The organism is Veillonella sp. (genome assembly GCF_018364065.1).
Classification (GTDB): domain Bacteria; phylum Bacillota; class Negativicutes; order Veillonellales; family Veillonellaceae; genus Veillonella_A.
In genome coordinates, this window is the sequence record NZ_JAGZMO010000004.1 from 223,738 (window position 1) to 241,878 (window position 18,141).

Annotated in this window: 14 protein-coding genes; all 14 read left to right on the plus strand. The window is 43.3% G+C overall.

What is annotated here, in order from left to right; all coding sequences use genetic code 11:
• Positions 1-8 precede the first annotated feature (8 nt).
• The 14 genes from cobO to nrdD all read left to right on the plus strand — a co-directional run bounded on the left by cobO (position 9) and on the right by nrdD (position 17,987).
• The gene (cobO, locus tag KHZ77_RS05925; RefSeq protein ID WP_295196647.1) at positions 9-671 is read left to right on the plus strand and encodes a cob(I)yrinic acid a,c-diamide adenosyltransferase; all 663 of its coding nucleotides are present in this window, start codon (positions 9-11) and stop codon (positions 669-671) included.
• Between the two features lie 318 nt (positions 672-989).
• Positions 990-1,382, plus strand: a complete 393-nt coding sequence (locus KHZ77_RS05930) for a class II SORL domain-containing protein (RefSeq protein ID WP_295196649.1) — start codon at positions 990-992, stop codon at positions 1,380-1,382.
• Positions 1,383-1,657: 275 nt separating this feature from the next.
• On the plus strand, positions 1,658-1,927 hold the full coding sequence (locus KHZ77_RS05935) for a thioredoxin family protein (protein ID WP_295196652.1): 270 nt from the start codon (positions 1,658-1,660) through the stop codon (positions 1,925-1,927).
• 119 nt (positions 1,928-2,046) lie between these two features.
• Positions 2,047-3,276, plus strand: coding sequence for an aspartate kinase (locus KHZ77_RS05940; protein ID WP_295196655.1), 1,230 nt, complete (start codon positions 2,047-2,049; stop codon positions 3,274-3,276).
• A gap of 295 nt (positions 3,277-3,571) precedes the next feature.
• The gene (locus tag KHZ77_RS05945; protein ID WP_295196657.1) at positions 3,572-6,484 is read left to right on the plus strand and encodes an insulinase family protein; all 2,913 of its coding nucleotides are present in this window, start codon (positions 3,572-3,574) and stop codon (positions 6,482-6,484) included.
• A 317-nt stretch (positions 6,485-6,801) separates the two neighbouring features.
• Positions 6,802-7,233, plus strand: a complete 432-nt coding sequence (locus KHZ77_RS05950) for a hypothetical protein (RefSeq protein WP_295196660.1) — start codon at positions 6,802-6,804, stop codon at positions 7,231-7,233.
• A gap of 18 nt (positions 7,234-7,251) precedes the next feature.
• A complete protein-coding gene (locus KHZ77_RS05955; protein WP_295196663.1) occupies positions 7,252-8,448 on the plus strand; it encodes a hypothetical protein in 1,197 nt (398 codons plus the stop codon).
• A 27-nt stretch (positions 8,449-8,475) separates the two neighbouring features.
• Positions 8,476-10,089 (plus strand): OstA-like domain protein, encoded by a 1,614-nt coding sequence (locus tag KHZ77_RS05960; RefSeq protein ID WP_295196665.1) that lies wholly within the window; start codon positions 8,476-8,478, stop codon positions 10,087-10,089.
• A gap of 94 nt (positions 10,090-10,183) precedes the next feature.
• Positions 10,184-11,068 carry a UTP--glucose-1-phosphate uridylyltransferase GalU gene (galU, locus tag KHZ77_RS05965; RefSeq protein ID WP_295196667.1) on the plus strand — a complete coding sequence of 295 codons (885 nt, stop codon included), beginning with the start codon at positions 10,184-10,186 and terminating at the stop codon, positions 11,066-11,068.
• 368 nt (positions 11,069-11,436) lie between these two features.
• Complete coding sequence (locus KHZ77_RS05970; protein ID WP_295196670.1) at positions 11,437-12,117, plus strand: hypothetical protein; 681 nt, start codon at positions 11,437-11,439, stop codon at positions 12,115-12,117.
• A gap of 155 nt (positions 12,118-12,272) precedes the next feature.
• Positions 12,273-12,791, plus strand: coding sequence for a biotin transporter BioY (locus KHZ77_RS05975; protein WP_295196673.1), 519 nt, complete (start codon positions 12,273-12,275; stop codon positions 12,789-12,791).
• Between the two features lie 66 nt (positions 12,792-12,857).
• Positions 12,858-14,036 carry a thiolase family protein gene (locus tag KHZ77_RS05980; RefSeq protein ID WP_295196675.1) on the plus strand — a complete coding sequence of 393 codons (1,179 nt, stop codon included), beginning with the start codon at positions 12,858-12,860 and terminating at the stop codon, positions 14,034-14,036.
• A gap of 61 nt (positions 14,037-14,097) precedes the next feature.
• Complete coding sequence (locus KHZ77_RS05985) at positions 14,098-15,522, plus strand: AMP-binding protein (protein WP_295196678.1); 1,425 nt, start codon at positions 14,098-14,100, stop codon at positions 15,520-15,522.
• A 314-nt stretch (positions 15,523-15,836) separates the two neighbouring features.
• Positions 15,837-17,987, plus strand: coding sequence for an anaerobic ribonucleoside-triphosphate reductase (gene nrdD, locus KHZ77_RS05990; protein ID WP_295196681.1), 2,151 nt, complete (start codon positions 15,837-15,839; stop codon positions 17,985-17,987).
• Positions 17,988-18,141: the final 154 nt, after the last annotated feature.

Here is an 18,141-nt window from a genome sequence, read left to right on the forward strand (position 1 = left end):
TGCCCCTTATGGCTACAGAACATACAGAACATACAGATAATCAAACGCATGAATCATCATCCAACAGACCGGCTGATGTATCGAATAAATCAACAGCTAATGCATCGAATCATTCCACAGCTGATTTGCCAAAAGGATTAATTCTGGTTAATACAGGGAACGGCAAGGGCAAGACGACCGCAGCGTTGGGCACGGCTATGCGCGCCGTAGGTCAGGGCTTGCGCGTGCTGATTCTTCAATTTATCAAAGGGGCTATGAACTATGGCGAGCTCACCTGTATAGAGGCGCTTAACAAAGCGGGCCTCCCTATCGAGATTCGCCAGATGGGCAAGGGCTTTGTGTACCATAAGCAGAAGAGCACGCCGGAAGAAATTAAGGCTCATGAAGAAGCGGCCGCTGAAGGTTGGCGCATGGTGGAGCGCGAAGTGCAGTCCGGAAACTGGGATCTCATTGTGTTGGATGAGATTAATTATGCCATTGGCTTCGAACTGGTGGATGCGGAGAAAGTAGTGCAGCTTTTAAAAGATAAGCCGAAAGATTTGCATATGATACTTACAGGACGTAATGCGCGCCCTGAAATTATTGAGCTGGCACATACAGTAACATCTATGGAGCCGGTAAAGCACGCCTATGAACAGGGCATCAAAGCGGCGAGGGGCATTGAGTTCTAGTTAATGCTTTGGGAGTTATGATTAAAGTATAATAAGAATGCCCTCTGTTAACTATATAAAGGGCATGCTGTTGTCCCGGCATATAAGTTATTTTTCAGTTGGTTGTCCCTGTAGTTTACTACCGGTTTATATAAAGTTTACTCAAATTTTATATCGAAATAATTCGTGTCAATGCTTGAAAAAATACTTGTATATGCGTATAATTAAAGTGAAGTTAAATGATTATCAATACTTGATAACTTTAATTTACAAAAAGTATAAAGTTATACTATAAGAATTTTCTTATAGACGATTTTAATTTCCAAGGGGGTTATACTAATGACATTAGGTAATTTCGTAAAATCTGCAGATTTCAAAAATGAAAAACACGTTCCTGTAATTACTGCACCTGATACAGTAGCAGCCGGTGAAAAGGTTCATATCGAATTAGAAGTAGGTAAGGACATTGCTCATCCTAACACAACAGAACATCATATCTCCTGGATAAAATTATATTATGTTGAAGAAGGTACTACTTTGCCTTACGAAGTAGCTCGCTTAGAATTCAACGTGCATGGTGAAGCTCCTGCAGGCGCTAACGAAGGCCCTGTATATGCTGAAGCAGCCGGCGTAGTAGTAGCAAGCTTTAAGAAATCCGGTAAGTTAATCGCTACTTCCTACTGCAACATCCACGGTTTATGGGAATCCGAAAAAGACATCGTAGTTAAATAAGTAATTTAACCTGATGGCGGATTCGATGTATCGTGAATTACATTGAATTAGATAAAGCGCTGAGACCTTGGTCTTGGCGCTTTTTTGCATACGACTTAAAACCTTAGAAACGTTGTTTGCGTATGACTTGAAACTTTGGAAATGTCTGCGTACGCATAACTTAACACCTTGGAAATGAAAGAATTCAAAATAACTTTAAAAGAATAAAGGATTTAAAATAATAAAGGATTTAAAATAATAAAGGATTTAAAATAATAGAGGAAGGAACGATTAATATGTATAAAATTGTTCAATATGGTTCAGAAGCCTGTCCGGCTTGTGGGGCGCTAAATGTAAAGCTCAATCAGTGGCTTACGACCCACAAGGATGTGGAATATACCTATGTGAATGTGAAAGAGGAACCGGCTGTGGCGGCGCAACAGGGCGTGTTCTCTGTACCGGCACTGGTGGTGTATCGCGATGATAAGGAATTGGACCGCCGGGCCGGCTATTTCAGCCTGGAGGAATTTTTAGCGCGCGTAGAAGAATTGAAAGCGCGAGCGTAAAACGCTGTGATAGGGAGAGAATAAAAAGATTTTTACTTTACAGACGGCGTCTATATGTGTTAGATTATTTTTATATATTTTACTAGTGTATGGTTGTTTTTGAGTAAAGAGGGATTGCTGTGGCATTAATTGTTAAAAAATTCGGTGGTAGCTCCGTAGCTACACCAGAAAAAATCTACAATATCGTAAATCGTGTGCTACGCGATAAAAAAGAAGACGACCGCATCGTGGTGGTTGTTTCGGCCATGGGGAACACAACAGATGATTTAGTTAGTTTGGCTAAAGAAGTAACGTCCCGTCCGTATGGTCGTGAGATGGACCGCTTACTTTCCATCGGCGAACAGATTACAATCGCCTTAATGTCCATGGCATTTATGGAAAAAGGGCAACCGGCTATTTCCATGACCGGTGAGCAGGCGGGGATTATCAGTAGTGATAATCACGGTAAAGGCCGTATTTTAAATATTGATCCAAGTCGTGTATTTGCCGCGTTAGATAAGGGCAATATCGTTGTAGTTGCCGGTTTCCAGGGGATTACCGATGCCGGTGATATTACCACATTGGGCCGTGGGGGGTCCGATACGACGGCGGTGGCTTTGGCCGGCGCTATGAGTGCCGATGTGTGCGAGATTTTCACAGATGTGGAAGGGGTTTATTCCACAGATCCGCGCATTGCACCGAACGCTATAAAGTTAGAAGAAATCACATATGGCGAAATGCTTGAGATGGCACGTTTGGGTGCAGGTGTAATGCAGCCGCGTGCAGTTGAAATGGGGGTTCGCTATGGAGTACCTATCCATGTGCGTTCCACATTCACTGATAGAGAAGGGACAATAATTCGGGAGGACTATACAATGGCAGCAAATAAACATACCGTTATGGGGGTAGCTGACGATACAAATGTAGCAAAAGTATCGATTATGGGCGTTGAAAATAAACCGGGCGTAGCTCATAAAATTTTCCAGAGCTTGGCTGATAAATCCGTAGATGTGGACATGATTGTTCAAAGCATCCGCACTGTGGAAGATACGGTAACTGATATTGTATTCACCATTACCCGCGATGATGTTGTATTGGCCCGCGAAGTGTTGGACGAATTGAAGAAACACACTAAAATGGAAGGCTACAGCATTAACGAACAAATGGCGAAAGTGTCTATTATCGGCGCCGGTATGTTAGGCCAGCCGGGCGTAGCAGCTCAGATGTTCGGCATTTTCAGCCAGGAAGATATTAACATTGAAATTATCTCCACCTCTGAAATCAGCGTAGCTTGTTTGATCGACGAAGCGCGCGTTAAAGATGCAGTTCGTGCTATTCACGACAACCTGATTATTAATCAGCGCGGTTAATCTGAAGGCGTTAGACATACGAGGCTAACGAACCGATGAGTCTATGGTGTCTTTGAGATAATAAATAAAAACTGAATGTCCGCTCCGTCGGTGAGCGCGAATTTATAAAAGCAGATTTCTCTTATGGGAAATCTGCTTTTTGGCGTCATATTTAAAAAAGTCAATATAAACTAATGAAAAAATCTATCAGTTGTGATACTATTAAATAGTGACAATATTAACATATGTGCTAATTCGATGATAAATTTACGTCATTTTAGCCGATTAAATAAATTTGTTTGAAAGGAAGAGTTATATGAAAGTAAATGAAATGTACCATGGATTTCGCGTGGAACGCGTAGAATTTGTGGCAGAGCTCAATAGCGAAGCGTATTTACTGAAACATGAAAAATCAGGCGCACGCCTGTTATATATTGATGCGGACGACAACAATAAAGTGTTCTCCGTGTCCTTCAGAACACCGCCTAAAGACAGCACCGGTGTGGCCCATATTTTGGAACACTCCGTACTTTGCGGCTCCCGCAAGTTCCCGTTGAAAGAGCCATTCGTTGAATTGGTAAAAGGCTCTTTGAACACATTCTTAAATGCCATGACTTATCCGGACAAAACTATGTATCCGGTAGCGTCTAAAAATGACAAAGACTTCCACAACTTGATGGACGTATATTTGGATGCCGTATTCTATCCTCGCGTAGCCAACGACAAGGAAATCGTTATGCAGGAAGGCTGGCATTATGAATTGGAATCTATGGACGACGACTTAATTTACAAAGGCGTTGTTTACAATGAAATGAAGGGTGTATACTCTTCGGCGGATTCTATTTTAGATACGCACATGATGGCTGAATTATTCCCTGACACAACCTATGGTGTTGATTCCGGCGGTAATCCTGATAATATTACAGATTTAACCTATGAAGGATTTAAAGAGTTCTATCACAATTATTATCATCCGTCCAACAGCTACATGTTCCTTTATGGCAAAATGAACATTGAAGAACAGTTACAGTTCATCGATGAAGAATACTTGTCGAACTTTGACGCTATTACCGTAGATTCTTCCATCGCATTGCAGGCTCCGTTCGGAGAAGGCAAAGTGGCTTCCTATGCTTACGGCATCGGCTCCGAAGAAGATGAAGCGGGCAAAACAATGCATGCTCTTACTTATGTAATGCCTGAAATGAATGTGGAAAAGAATTTGGCTTTCGAAATTCTGACTCATGCTTTATTAACTTCGCCGGCGGCCCCTCTTAAAGAGGCGTTGGTTAAAGCCGGTATCGGCAGTGACATTAGCGGCTACTATTTAGACAGCTTGCGTCAGCCAATCTGGAATATTTCCGTAACCGGTTCTGAAATGAAAGAACAGGCTCGTCTGCAGTCCATCGTGGAAAGTGAATTATCCCGCATGGTAACAGAAGGCTTGGATAAGACTTTGTTGGAAGCGTCTTTAAACATTACAGAATTCGCTCTTCGCGAAGCTGATTTCGGCGGTCGTCCAATCGGCCTTGCATACGGCATTCGTGTAATGGACCAGTGGATTTACGATAAAGATCCTATCGAAGTACTTCGCTACGACGGCGCGTTGGCCGCCATCCGCAAAGGCTTGGAAGGGGATTACTTCGAAACATTGATTCGCCAGTGCATTTTAGAAAACACTCACAAAGCATTGGTTTCCATCTATCCTGAAAAAGGCTTGCAGGAACAGAAAGAAAAAGCGGAACGTGAAAAGCTTCAAACATTGAAAGCCGACATGTCCAAGAAAGAAATTGAAACAATTATTGAAGAAACAAAACGTCTGAAAGCACGTCAAGCTGCACCGGACACAGAAGAAGCGCTTCATACGATTCCATTGTTGGAATTGTCCGATTTGTCTCCAAAAGTAGAGCATATTGACCGCTACGATGAACCGGTTGATGCCGCTCGTCTTCACTTTGTGCCTACGAATGCAAAAGGCATTAACTACTTGGCTTTCTACTTCAATTTGGACAGCCTCACTGAAGATGAATTATTCTACGCAAACTTAATCAGCGAAGTGTTGGCCCGTGTAAATACAGAAAAACGCACCTATGAAGATATTGCTAAAGATATTAACTTGAACTTGGGCGGTTTCAGCGCTGAAGTGGTGGGCTTGCCTAAGTACAATGAACGTCAGGCCTTTGTACCGCTTATGGTGGTACGCGCCAAAGCATTGCATGCCAAATTGGCCGATGTAACACGCATCATCACTGAGTTGGTAACAGCTACGTCTTATGCGGATACAGCTCGTCTTACAGAACTTGTAAACGAATCGAAAACGATTTGGGATACCGATGCATTCCGTCGCGGTCATACTATCGTTTCTAACCGCGTTATGGCGCAGGTTTCCGATATTGGCAAATTCCGTGATGCGGACGGCTTAACATACTTCAAACAATTGGCGGATCTTTTGAAAGATAAAGAAGCCTTGGCACAGTTACCTGAAAAATTAGTTGCTGTAGCTCGTAAAATCTTCCGCGCCAATAATGTGGACATCATGTTCGTTGGCGAAAAAGCGGAATACGAAGTATTCAAGCCTCAAATAGCTGAAGCTCTTACATCCTGGTCTCACGAAGAATATGCAACCGGCCAGTTGAAGATGACGAAGACTTACGAAAACGAAGGTATCGTTACAGCCGGCAAGGTTCAGTATGTAGCGCAGGGCGGTAACTTCAAGGACCACGGTTTCAAATACGAAGGACCTATGAGTGTATTGGCTACGATTTTGCGTTACGAATACTTGTGGACCCGCATCCGCGTTCAGGGCGGTGCGTACGGCGCCTTTGCCAACTTCTACAACAACGGCAACATGGTACTTTGCAGCTATCGCGATCCTAACTTGACTGAAACATTGAATGTGTACGAAGAATTGGCTCAATTCTTGCGTAATTTTGAATTGTCCGACCGTGAAATGCGCAAATATATTATCGGTACTATGAGCGGCTTGGATATTCCAATGACACCTGCATTGCGCGGACCTCGCGCTATGGGCTTGTACTTCGGTGAAAATAACGAAGCGGCCGCTGAAAAATTCCGTGAAGAAGTTATCGCAACTCGTCCGGAAGATATTCGTCGTCTGGCCGATTTGGTTGAAGCCGTTATGGGTGACAAACACATCAGCGTTATGGGCAATGAACAGAAAATCAGAGCTGCCGGCGATGTGCTTGGTCAGGTAAACACGTTACCACAATAAAACGGATTTGGAATTTCTACAAAACGTGAAATACAATTTCACATAGCCTTGCTGCTTATTGAAGAAAATTCTTCATAATAATAAAAGAAGCTCTTTGCACAACGTCATTTCTCTGAAATATTGAGGAAAGAGAATGACGGACGTATGAAGAGCTTCTTTTTCGTTGAAAAGCCTGTTTTATAAGGACAAAATGACTTATGTATGGTATAATTTAGTGTAAATGTAATGAGCCTGTAGCTCGTATTTTGCTTGAGAGCCAGAGCCTTATATTTGATTAAGATTGAATATGTCAGACGCTCTAAAGGGAGGACATACATATGAAAAAGAAACTATTAGCAGTCGCATTGGTTGCATCACTTACATTTTCTACCGGCATGGTAGCAACTACACAGGCGTTCAGCTTGGGCAGTATTTTAAAAATCGGCGGTGTAGGTATTTTGGTTGACCGCTTCGGCGATCAAATCAATGACTTCTTGAACAAATTATTAAGCCAGAACAATTTGAGCACTACTTACACAACTAAAGTAGTTCCAATTGTCAGCGTTGGTAATAACGGCTACATCGGTGCCGCTCAGGTAACCGGCCCTGCATCAGAAGTCGAACGCGTTCAGGCGGTAGCACAGCTTGAAGCAAGCTTCAATAATGTGGCGCGTGTAAAAGGCTTGGTGCCAATTGACAGCACAAACCCTGTAAATGCTACTCGTATTCAAGGTGTAGGGGTATCAGCAATTATTGACGTTAAGTTTTAATGTAGTTGTGGAGGATATATGAAGAAACAAGTCGTACTGTTAGCGGTAGCAGCTTTGTTTTCCGGACAAGTTTGGGCTGCTCCTGAAACTGTATTAGAAAAAACAGATGCATTGGAAACCACTATTTATGGATCCGTTCAAGTAGGCGCTCTTGTGGACCGCGTTGATCAGATCGGCCAGACTGTATATGGTAAACAGGGAGATGGCACTTTAACATCTCGTGTAGACTCTTTATACAGCTCTATTGAAGGCAATAAACAGGGTAAAGTATCTGTACAGCAACAATTGGCCATGTTGGAATGGTCTTACCAGAATAAAGTGGGCTCCGGTTCTTTAATATCCCGCATCGAGCACTTGGAACGCAGCGTGAACGGCCGCATTGCCACCGGTTCGTTGGAAAGCCGTATTCAGTCTCTCAACAAAACAATTAACGGACAACCGTTGAAATTGACTTCTCAGGTGGGGACTGTAAGCAGTACTGACGTATTCTCCATAACATTGAACACGCCAATTTCTTCAAAAACCAATAAATTAGGTGACACATTCTCCTTTACCGTAGCGGACGATATTATGGACGGTAATGTACTTCTCGTTCCTGCCGGTACAGTCGGGGAAGGTCATATTTCTGAAATCAAATCGGCTTCTTCCTTCGGTCGAAGTGGCAAATTAGATATGGTGTTCGATAAGGTTCCAACGTTGGATGGCGGTTCTTTCACAGCTATTCAAGGTGAAGAAGCAAAAGAACGAACTAAACAGGAATTGAAAGCGGCCGGTGCTTCCGTAGCCGGTGCCGTACTTCTCGGACCTGTCGGTATTGTGGGCGGTTTCTTCGTAAAAGGAAAAAATATCGAATTGCCTGTAGGTTCTTTAGTGTATGTACAGCCGCAGGAAGCTGTTACTGTACAGGGCATCGTTATCGGTGGTGACGGGCTCGCTCATACGAATAACAGCGGCGTAAGCAGCTCTAATTATGACGACTATGAATTAGGTAATTCTGACGAATCCGTAACATTGGTTCCGGCTGATGATGCCGCTGACCATACGTCCACGGTTTCCGATGACAGTTCCGAACAGACTGTAGAAGAAAGTTCAGTAGAAGAAGATACAACAGATAACAGTGCAGACAATACAGAAAGCACTGTTCAGGAAGAAGAGGAGAGTTCCTCCGCAGCAACAGCACCGGCTCAGCCGATTATTGTAGTTAAGCGGAGCTAATCTAAGCAATAAATGAGGTATTAGTAAATGGTAAGGAAAAAAGCGACATATGCTTTAGGTGCGGCTTTGATGTTAATGCCCCTTATAGGTGTGCAGGCTGCCGACGGGACTGAACAGAATACAACTGATGCGCTGAGTACGGCAAATTCTTTGTCCACTCAGACAGCTTCTGAAGCTCGTTACAACGAGATCAATCGTCAGGCTGAAGCTGACAGTAAAAGTCAGAGTACGGCGGTGACTATGTACAGTGCGGATATACTGAATCCGCCTGTTCAAGTAGTGCGCCGAGGCAAGGTACAAGTTGCACAGGATCCGAGTACATTGCCGATTCGCATTGATGCGGACAGTATGTACTATAGCGACTTAACAGGCAATGTGGTCGCTGTGGGCAAAGTGGAAGCCCGGCAGGGGAATCGGGAGATGTTCTCCGAAAAGTTATTGGGCAATAGTAAAACACAGGACTATACAACGGAAGGTCCGTTCCGCTTTTTAGAGGATAAAGGGGCTACTAAAAATATTACCGGTAGTGATTTACAATTCAATAGTGGCACTAATGCCATGTCTGTACCTGATGTAATCGGCTTTGTGGCGCCTTACTATGTGAAGGCGGAACACGCAGATTTTGACGGGAATACAGGCCTTATTACCAATGGCTGGCTTACAACCGAGCATGCCATGGCTTTTAAAGGTGTGCCTGACTATCGTATTGAAGGTTCTACCATTGAGGTATATCCGGGCGATAAAGCCATTGTAAATGATGCAAGACTATATATTAAAAATGGTCAAATTTTGAGCATGAAGCGCTATGTAGTCTCTTTGCGCCGTGATAAAAGCAAATTTAACACCTTCAGTATTATTCCAAGACCATCGTATACCAGTGATGACGGCTTCGGCTTAAAAGGTAATATTGATTATCCTATCGGAGAAAATGGAGAACTGTATTACAATTACCAATGGATGACGAAGGAAGGCTTTAAGCCAAGTTACGGTTATCGTCATTACTTCCCTTGGGGCGGTATGCGCTTCGGTGTAAGTCGTGAGTCTTCTACTTTAAACGCCCGTACTGTATGGGTTAAAAAGAAACCGGAATTCTCCGTTTATACGAATACATACCATGTTGGCGATACACCATTTACCGTGCGTGGTGAAGCGAATATCGGTCATTGGAAAGAAGACTATATCAGCGGCAGTCACAATATGATTAAAGGTGAGTTAAGCCATGATACGGTTCACCCGCTAAAAAATGTAAATACACGTTTCTATATAGGATATCAACGCGACCATTATGGGTACAATGACTTAACGCGCAGTATGCCATATTGGGGTGTGAATAATAGCTGGCGTATTAATAGCAAGTTGACAGCATGGGCTAACTATCGTCAGCATAATATTGATCCTAAGCATAATTCGCCATATCCATTTGACCGTGTAGATGTTTTACATAACTTATCAACCGGTGTGTCGTATCAATTGACACGTCTCGATCGAATCAGCGTCAATTTGCAACGTGATGTGGAAAGTGGCGAGCTTCGCTATGTGGATTACACATGGTATCGTGATATGCACTCCTTTGAAGGTTGGTTAACCTATCAGTCAAAACAGAAAAAATGGTCTTACACAGTTGTAGCTAAGGACTTCTAATAGAGAAACCTGCCTCTTTTTGCGGCAGGTTTGTCTTATGTGATTACATAAATTAGGGAATGTAATGGTATAGCACATTGAAAAGAGGCTCATCATGAAAACAGTAAGAAAAGCAGTAATACCGGCAGCCGGTTTCGGTACACGTTTTTTACCGGCCACAAAGGCGCAGCCAAAGGAAATGCTTCCTATCGTAGATACACCGGCCATCCAGTATATCGTGGAAGAAGCGCTCGCGTCGGGTATTGAAGAGATTCTGATTATTACAGGGCGCAACAAGCGCGCCATTGAAGACCATTTTGATACCAGTGTTGAGCTGGAACAGTTATTGCAGCAGCAGGGAAAGAAGACGCAGCTCGATATGGTTCGCTCGCTGGCCAATATTCGCGTTCACTTCATTCGCCAGAAAGCGCCTCGCGGCTTAGGTGATGCGGTGCTCTGTGCAAAAGCGTTTATCGGCAATGAACCGTTTGCAGTACTGCTTGGCGATGATGTAGTGTACAATCCGGATAATCCTTGCTTAAAGCAACTTATGGACGTGTACAACGAACGGGGCGGCACGATTTTGGGCGCTCAATATGTATCGTCTGAAAAAGTAAGCTCCTACGGCATTGTATCAGGCAAGCTGATTGAGGATAATTTATATAAAGTGGAAGGTCTGGTAGAAAAACCAAGCCGTCATTTGGCACCGTCCAACTTGGCCGTGTTGGGACGCTACATTTTGGATCCGGAAATCTTTGATATTTTAGAGAAAACGCCACAAGGGGCCGGTAATGAAATCCAGCTTACTGATGCGTTGGCCCGTTTGAACTGCGATATTTATGCCTATAACTACGAAGGTCGACGCTATGATATTGGCGACCGCTTAGGGTATTTGCAGGCTACCGTGGAATACGGCTTACGCTCTCCATTAGTGGGTGAGGATTTTAAGGAGTATATCCTTGAATTGGCCCATGACCTGCAGAGCGAAGTACATAAATAGTCCGGACATTCGCTGCAAGGACGTTTATAAATGAACCTAACATCCATTGCAGTGGAGCTGTATAAAAATTGGTGAGATCTTAATCGACCTATTACAAAAAATAACTGAATATTAAAGAAGACTTTGAAGTTTGATGATGAAACGGCTGCGTTTTTTCACATCTTTCTTCAAAGTCTTTTTTGTTAACCTATAAATTTAACTAAGTTGACAAATAGAAAGGAGTTCTATATAATCAAGTCATGTTTCCAAATGAAAATAGCCAGATCAGGCAGGTTACATGTTAAAGAAAACTGCCTTTACAAGCAGGGAGATTTAAACTGTAAACACCTGTATTTAGGTTATTCGCTTACATTACCGCAGGAGGACTTATGACGGAATTACGACAATTGTTTAAAAAGATAATAGCGTCATATCCCGATTGTCCAAAGAATGTAGTTATCGGATCCTTACATTGGAAACAGCTCTCCGAATCGACAGAGCTTGTTCCTGCCGCCGCGCAGAATTTTGAAGAAGGGAACTCGAAACGAGCCTTTACTTTACAAGCGGTAGAACATGGTATGGAACTGGTTGAGTTGGTGACGATGTCTCATAAAGTGTGTGAAGCGACAGAGCGTGAAAGCCAAAGTGGAGCTCTATATAGCAGTGATGCTCCATGTACCGGTGATACTTCATATAGCAGCAACACCTCATATAGCCCATATAGCGGTGATACTCCATATAGCAGTACTCCACGTAAAGAAGTGACTGAAACAGTGGACGCGAACGGTTTACAATACAATGCGTCTCAAATCCTTCAGTTTGTCCGGTCTGTGAACGATGAAAACCCCATTCATCGCACAACTCATCCCATTGTACCGGGCTGTCTCTTGTTGGAAGGACTTATGGAGTGGCTTCATGGCAGAAATCACATGCCTACAGACATTTACATGCGGTTTAAGTTGCCCGTATATGCAGACGAAGTCGTAGAGCTGGTTGAACAACCGACCGGGCGATATAACTTGCACGGCCTTGTGCAGGGCCGTACAGTGTTTATGGTTAAATGGATGTAAGGGGCAGGTAGAACGTTTAAGTTTATTTAAGAGTGATTAAAAGCGACTAAGTACGTTCTGAATAATTTAGAGCCTGCAGGGAAACTAAGAATTATAGAATCAAAGACGTAAAAATGTATATAGGTATTTAGGTGAATTAGTTAGGAGTGTTTATTTTGACAACTCGCGATCTTACGAAAATGGCTTTATTGGTAGCCTTATGTGGTATTTCAGCATATCTTTCATTTCCGTTACCTTTAGTTCCGGGGATGGTAACGGCATTGACTATCGTGTTCTGCCTTATCGGCTTTTTATTGCCGCCAAAGCAGGCGTTTATTACGCTCTGTGTGTATGTACTGTTAGGCGCTGTTGGTGTGCCTATTTACATTGGGGGCACCAGCGGCTTTGCCAAGCTGTTCGGTCCTACAGGCGGTTTTATCTGGAGTTTCCCGATTGCGTACACATTGCTCAGCATATTTAAAGGTCCCAATAAGGTCCTTTCTTATTTTATTCGTGCTGCGCTGATTACTATTCCTGTTACACATTTAATGGGCATGGCCGGCGGTATGATATACAGTAACTTATCATTTACTCAGGCCTTTATGACATTCTCCTTGCCATTCATTCCATTGGATATTGTAAAATGTTTTGTAGCGGCATGGATCAGTGTACCGTTAGTTAAAGCCAAAATTTAATCGCATGAGCGGTCAGAATATTGTAGTGATTAATCATATGAACAGTCAGAATATTGTGGTGATTAAATGAATACAACTGCACAAGTTTACACTATGGGCGGCCTCAGGACGCCCATTGGTGTTTATAACGGACAATACAAATACATACGGCCCGAATTGTTGGGGGCGGCGCTGCTAAACGAGCTTTTTGAGCGCGAGTATAAGGCGGACGAGATTATTTGCGGTAATGCTGTAGGCACCGGCGGTAATATAGGGCGTCTTATGTCGCTGTATTCGTCTTACGGGATGAAGACACCGGCTTATACACTAGATATGCAATGTGCTTCCGGCGGCTTGGCGATTATCCAGGGATACCGGGCTCTATTGAGTGGTCAGGCGGAATATATATTGGCCGGCGGAATAGAGAGCAGTTCTTTGCAACCGCTCCGCACGTACGACGAACGAGACTCCCGTGATGGCTCCTATATGGTGGCGCAGTTTTCACCGCACACAAATAGTGCATACACTATGATTGAAGGGGCGGAAGCGGTAGGACTCCGTTATAGTATGACGAAAAGTGAATTGGACCGTCATGCACTGCGCAGTCACACGCTGGCGGCAGAGGCAAAAGAAAAAGACGTTTTACATTCAGTCATAGTGGAGGAACAGACTTTAAAATCCCGATTGGCGCCGTTATTAAGAGAGAATTTGTCATCTCAAACATCGGTGGATAAAGTGCTGGACAAACAATTCGTCGATGAGAGTATTCGAGCAAGAATAAGCAGCAAACTGTTAAACCGCATGCCTTTTATTTTGGAAGGCAGTCATTTGCTGACTGCAGGGAATACTTGTTTTACTCATGACGGGGCGGCTTTTGTTGGACTCAGCCTTACACCGGGACCGTTCCGTATTGTGGATACCTTAATTTGGAGCGGTGATCCGCGCTATAGCCCTGAAGGGGCGTGGCGCAGTACAGAGGCTTTATTGGAAAAGAATAATCTGTCTATGGATGCAATTGATGCGGTGGAATGGAACGAAGCGTTTGCGGTTATTGATGTGCTGTTCGAACGCAATTATGGCGACCATATGGAAAAATACAATAGCCTTGGCGGAGGTTTAGCTTACGGCCATCCGTACGGTTGTTCCGGGGCCATGAATGTACTTCACCTCATGTCAGCCTTGGAACAAAGAAACGGACGCTATGGGGTAGCGGCCGTGGCCGGGGCGGGCGGTATGGGCACGGCTATTTTATTGGAGCGGCAGTAAGAAGATAATTTATTGGTAAACGGATGGTTTACTTACAAGTGCAAGATGGGAAGGAATTTCGATGGCGGACAGATTGTTTCATGCTTTGGCAGACTATGGAAAAACGCAGCCACAGAAGACTGCCTTAGTGATTGAAGATAAAAAAATAACATACGGTCAATTGTGGGAATGTGTGACAGCACCCATGGATGCCGGTTGTGATACAGACGGGGTCAGTATGAAAGGCACCGTTTGTTTTATCAAAACGGAGAACATTGAGACACAGCTTATAAGCTGGCTCAATGCTATATACAATCAATCACGGCCTTTGCTCTGTCATGCAGATCTGAGTGAAGTGCGTACGGCGCAACTTTGCAAGAAGTATGCCCTGGACGATGTAGCTGAACAGGAACATATTATTCCGGAGAAGGCTTCTTTTGGCGTTCTTACATCCGGCACTACGGGTTTACCTAAAGTGCTTTGGCGCAATCTAAGTACGTGGTCTGATTTTTTTGACGAGCAAAATCGCGTATTCCTTACCGATAAGGAGTCTGTATTATTCGTACATGGCAGCATGAGTTTTACAGGGAACTTAAATAGTGTACTGTCTACTTTATATGCCGGCGGTACGGCGATTATCGCGCGTTATATGTCGCCGCGGCGATGGGTGGAACTGTTAAGGCTCCATCAAGTGACTCATATATATTTGTTGCCTACGAAGTTGCGCATGCTCTTACCTGTATTGCATGAAACCTTGCCGGACTTGCAGGTTATTTTTACAGGATCGCAGTTACTGGATTATAAGCTGGTTTTGGGGCTGAAAAAGCTCCAACCTCATACGACCTGTATTTTGTACTATGGAGCCAGTGAATTGAACTATATCACATATTGTACGTTTGAAGAGTGGCTTCGAGAACCGGATACGGTGGGCTATGCCTTTAAAGGTGTTGCGGTGAGTCTTGACAGAGACAATCGGATTGTTGTAGATACACCATATGGTATTGAGGGAATCAGCCGGCCCTTTACAGTGGGGGACTTGGGGGCGTTTACAGAAAGCGGCCGCCTGTTGTTTAGAGGGCGCAATGATGCGATTATTAATCGGGGCGGTTATAAATTATCCCTTCCGTATTTAGAATCTCAACTATTATGCGTTCCCGGTATAGCTGATGTGGTCGTGCTGGGGGTGAAGGATGACTTGCGCGGTGAGCAGCCGGTGGCCTTTATAGTGCCTGATGAGAAAATCAGAATAAAAGAGACTAACGAAGAGAATTCTTCTAATTTCTTCGTTGAAGATGAACATATTGTGGATGAATCGGATATTAACTCCTTGAAATGCGAAATATATGCTGAGGCAAAGGAAGCTGTTATACGGGCTGTCCACGAACGTTTACAGGCAAAAGAGTGTCCAAAGCACTTTTTCTGGTTAAGGAAATTGCCTTTAACCGGTGCTTCGAAGGTAAATAGAGCGGTTCTGACTGCATTCTATTTAAGTCAAGTGAAAAAATAAAATAACATAATGCATATTATATATAGTATAATTTATTGAAATGCTCTACTAGATATTGTATAATTAACAAGAAGTTAATTATACAATATTTTTTTTCACACATAGGGAAAAAGGCCGATATATGGAGACATGTAGCGAGTGTGACCGGATGCGTCACATATTTTTTTCGACTATTATTGGTCCTTTTTTCTAGTCGCTATACTACAACTTGTATAGGTTGACCGGTTTATATACAATCAGGGAAACGATAAACGGCGACCAATCAAGATGTAAGTAGGGCGAAATAAAGATTAAAATACTTAGGAGGAATAGTCGTGTTAGAGGTAATTAAACGAGATGGCCAAAAAGTGCCTTTCGATAAATCAAAGATTTCCATAGCTATCGAAAAAGCTATGAACAGTAGTACCGGTCTTTACGAAGAAGGTCTTGCAGATCGCATTGCCGATGAAATCGAAGAATATGCATTAAGTCTGCACAAAACAATGACAATTTATGCCATTGAAGATCAGGTATACTACAAATTGATTCAATACCATAACCCGGCTACCGCCAGAGCGTATGAAAACTATAAGGCTGTTCAGAGCTTCAAGCGCAAGGTAAATACAACTGACGAAGATGTATTCGGCTTGTTGGACCGTAGCAATGTAGCAATTTTAGATGAAAACTCCAATAAGGACGCCGCTATTGTTTCTACACAGCGCGACTTGATCGCCGGTGAAGTGAGCAAAGATATTGCCCGTCGTAAATTGATTCCTGCAGACATCGTGCAGGCCCATGACAGCGGTGCTATTCACTTCCACGACATGGATTATATTATTCAGCCTATGTTCAACTGCTGCTTAATCAACTTGGAAGATATGTTGACGAACGGAACCGTAATCAACGGCAAGAAAATCGACACACCGAAGTCTTTCCAGGTAGCTTGTACAGTAACGACTCAGATTATCGCGCAAGTAGCTTCCGGCCAGTACGGCGGTCAGAGCATCAATGGTATCGACCGTATTTTGGCGCCATTTGTTCGTAAGTCTTACGACAAATTATTGGCCAATGTATTGGAAGAACAGGTTGAAATTTACGGCATGAAGCCGAATATGGAAAAGGCGAAGGAGATTGCGTGGAAACGTACGCGCAAAGAAGTTAAGGACGGTATTCAGACGATTCAGTACCAGATTAACACCTTGATGACTACAAACGGTCAGGCTCCTTTCGTTACCTTGTTCATGCATTTCGACCCTAACAGCGAATATGCAAAAGAAGCGGCTCTTATTGACGAAGAAATCTTGAAACAGCGTATTCAGGGCGTTAAGAACGAAGCGGATGTTTACATTACGCCGGCGTTCCCTAAGTTAATTTATGTATTGGATGAACACAATATTCACCCTGATGCACCATATTATTATTTGACTGAGTTGGCTGCACAATGTACGGCAAAACGCATGTACCCTGACTATATTTCCGCTAAGAAAATGAAGGAAAATTACGAAGGCAACGTATTCAGTCCTATGGGTTGCCGTGCGTTCTTGTCTCCTTGGAAAAACGAAAAGGGCGAATATGTATTTGACGGTCGCTTCAATATGGGCGTAGTAAGCTTGAACTTGCCTCAAATTGGTATTTTAGCCCGTCACAGCGAAGAACGTTTCTTTGAAATTTTAGATAAACGCCTTGATTTGGTAGAAAAAGCGTTATTGCTTCGTTACAATTTGTTAAAAGACGTAACCAGCGATGTATCTCCAATTCATTGGCAGCATGGTGCTATTGCTCGTTTGAAAAAAGGCGAACCTATCGGCAAATTCTTAAAGGGTGGCTATGCAACGATTTCCATGGGCTATATCGGTATGTACGAAGCGACTAAGCTGATTACCGGTGAATCCAATACTGGCGAAAAAGGCCGTGTATTTGCCATGAAGGTTATGGATCGTTTGAACCAGGCAATCGACACTTGGAAAAAACGCCACAACATGGGCTTTGCCCTCTACGGCACACCTGCTGAAAGCTTGACAAACCGCTTCAGCTCCATCGACCGTGCTCGTTTCGGTGAAATCGAAGATATTACCGATAAAGGCTATTACACTAACAGTTACCATGTAAACGTACGAGAAGAAATTAACGTATTCGACAAATTCTCGTTCGAATCGGAATTCCAGAAAAAATCGACCGGCGGTTGCATTTCCTATGCGGAAATTCCAAACATGACGAATAACATTCCGGCCGTAATGACAATGATTAAGTACATTTACGATCACATTTCCTATGCGGAATTCAATACTAAATCCGACTACTGCCATGTGTGCGGTTTTGACGGTGAAATCAAGGTTAACGACGACAACCAGTGGGAATGCCCTCGTTGCCACAACAAAGACCGCGACAAATTGACAGTTATCCGCCGTACTTGCGGTTACTTAGGTGAAAACTTCTGGAACGAAGGCCGCACTAAGGAAATTAAAGACCGCGTAATGCACATTTAGTATGTAATATACTTACGCATTGTAACAAATTTATTACAAATAAATAACAGGTCATGTTACCATGGCCTGTTATTTTATCTTATAGAGCTTATATGGATTGTAATTTTAATAGAGACAGAGCTTTTATAGGGTGTAGATTTTATAACAATATGTG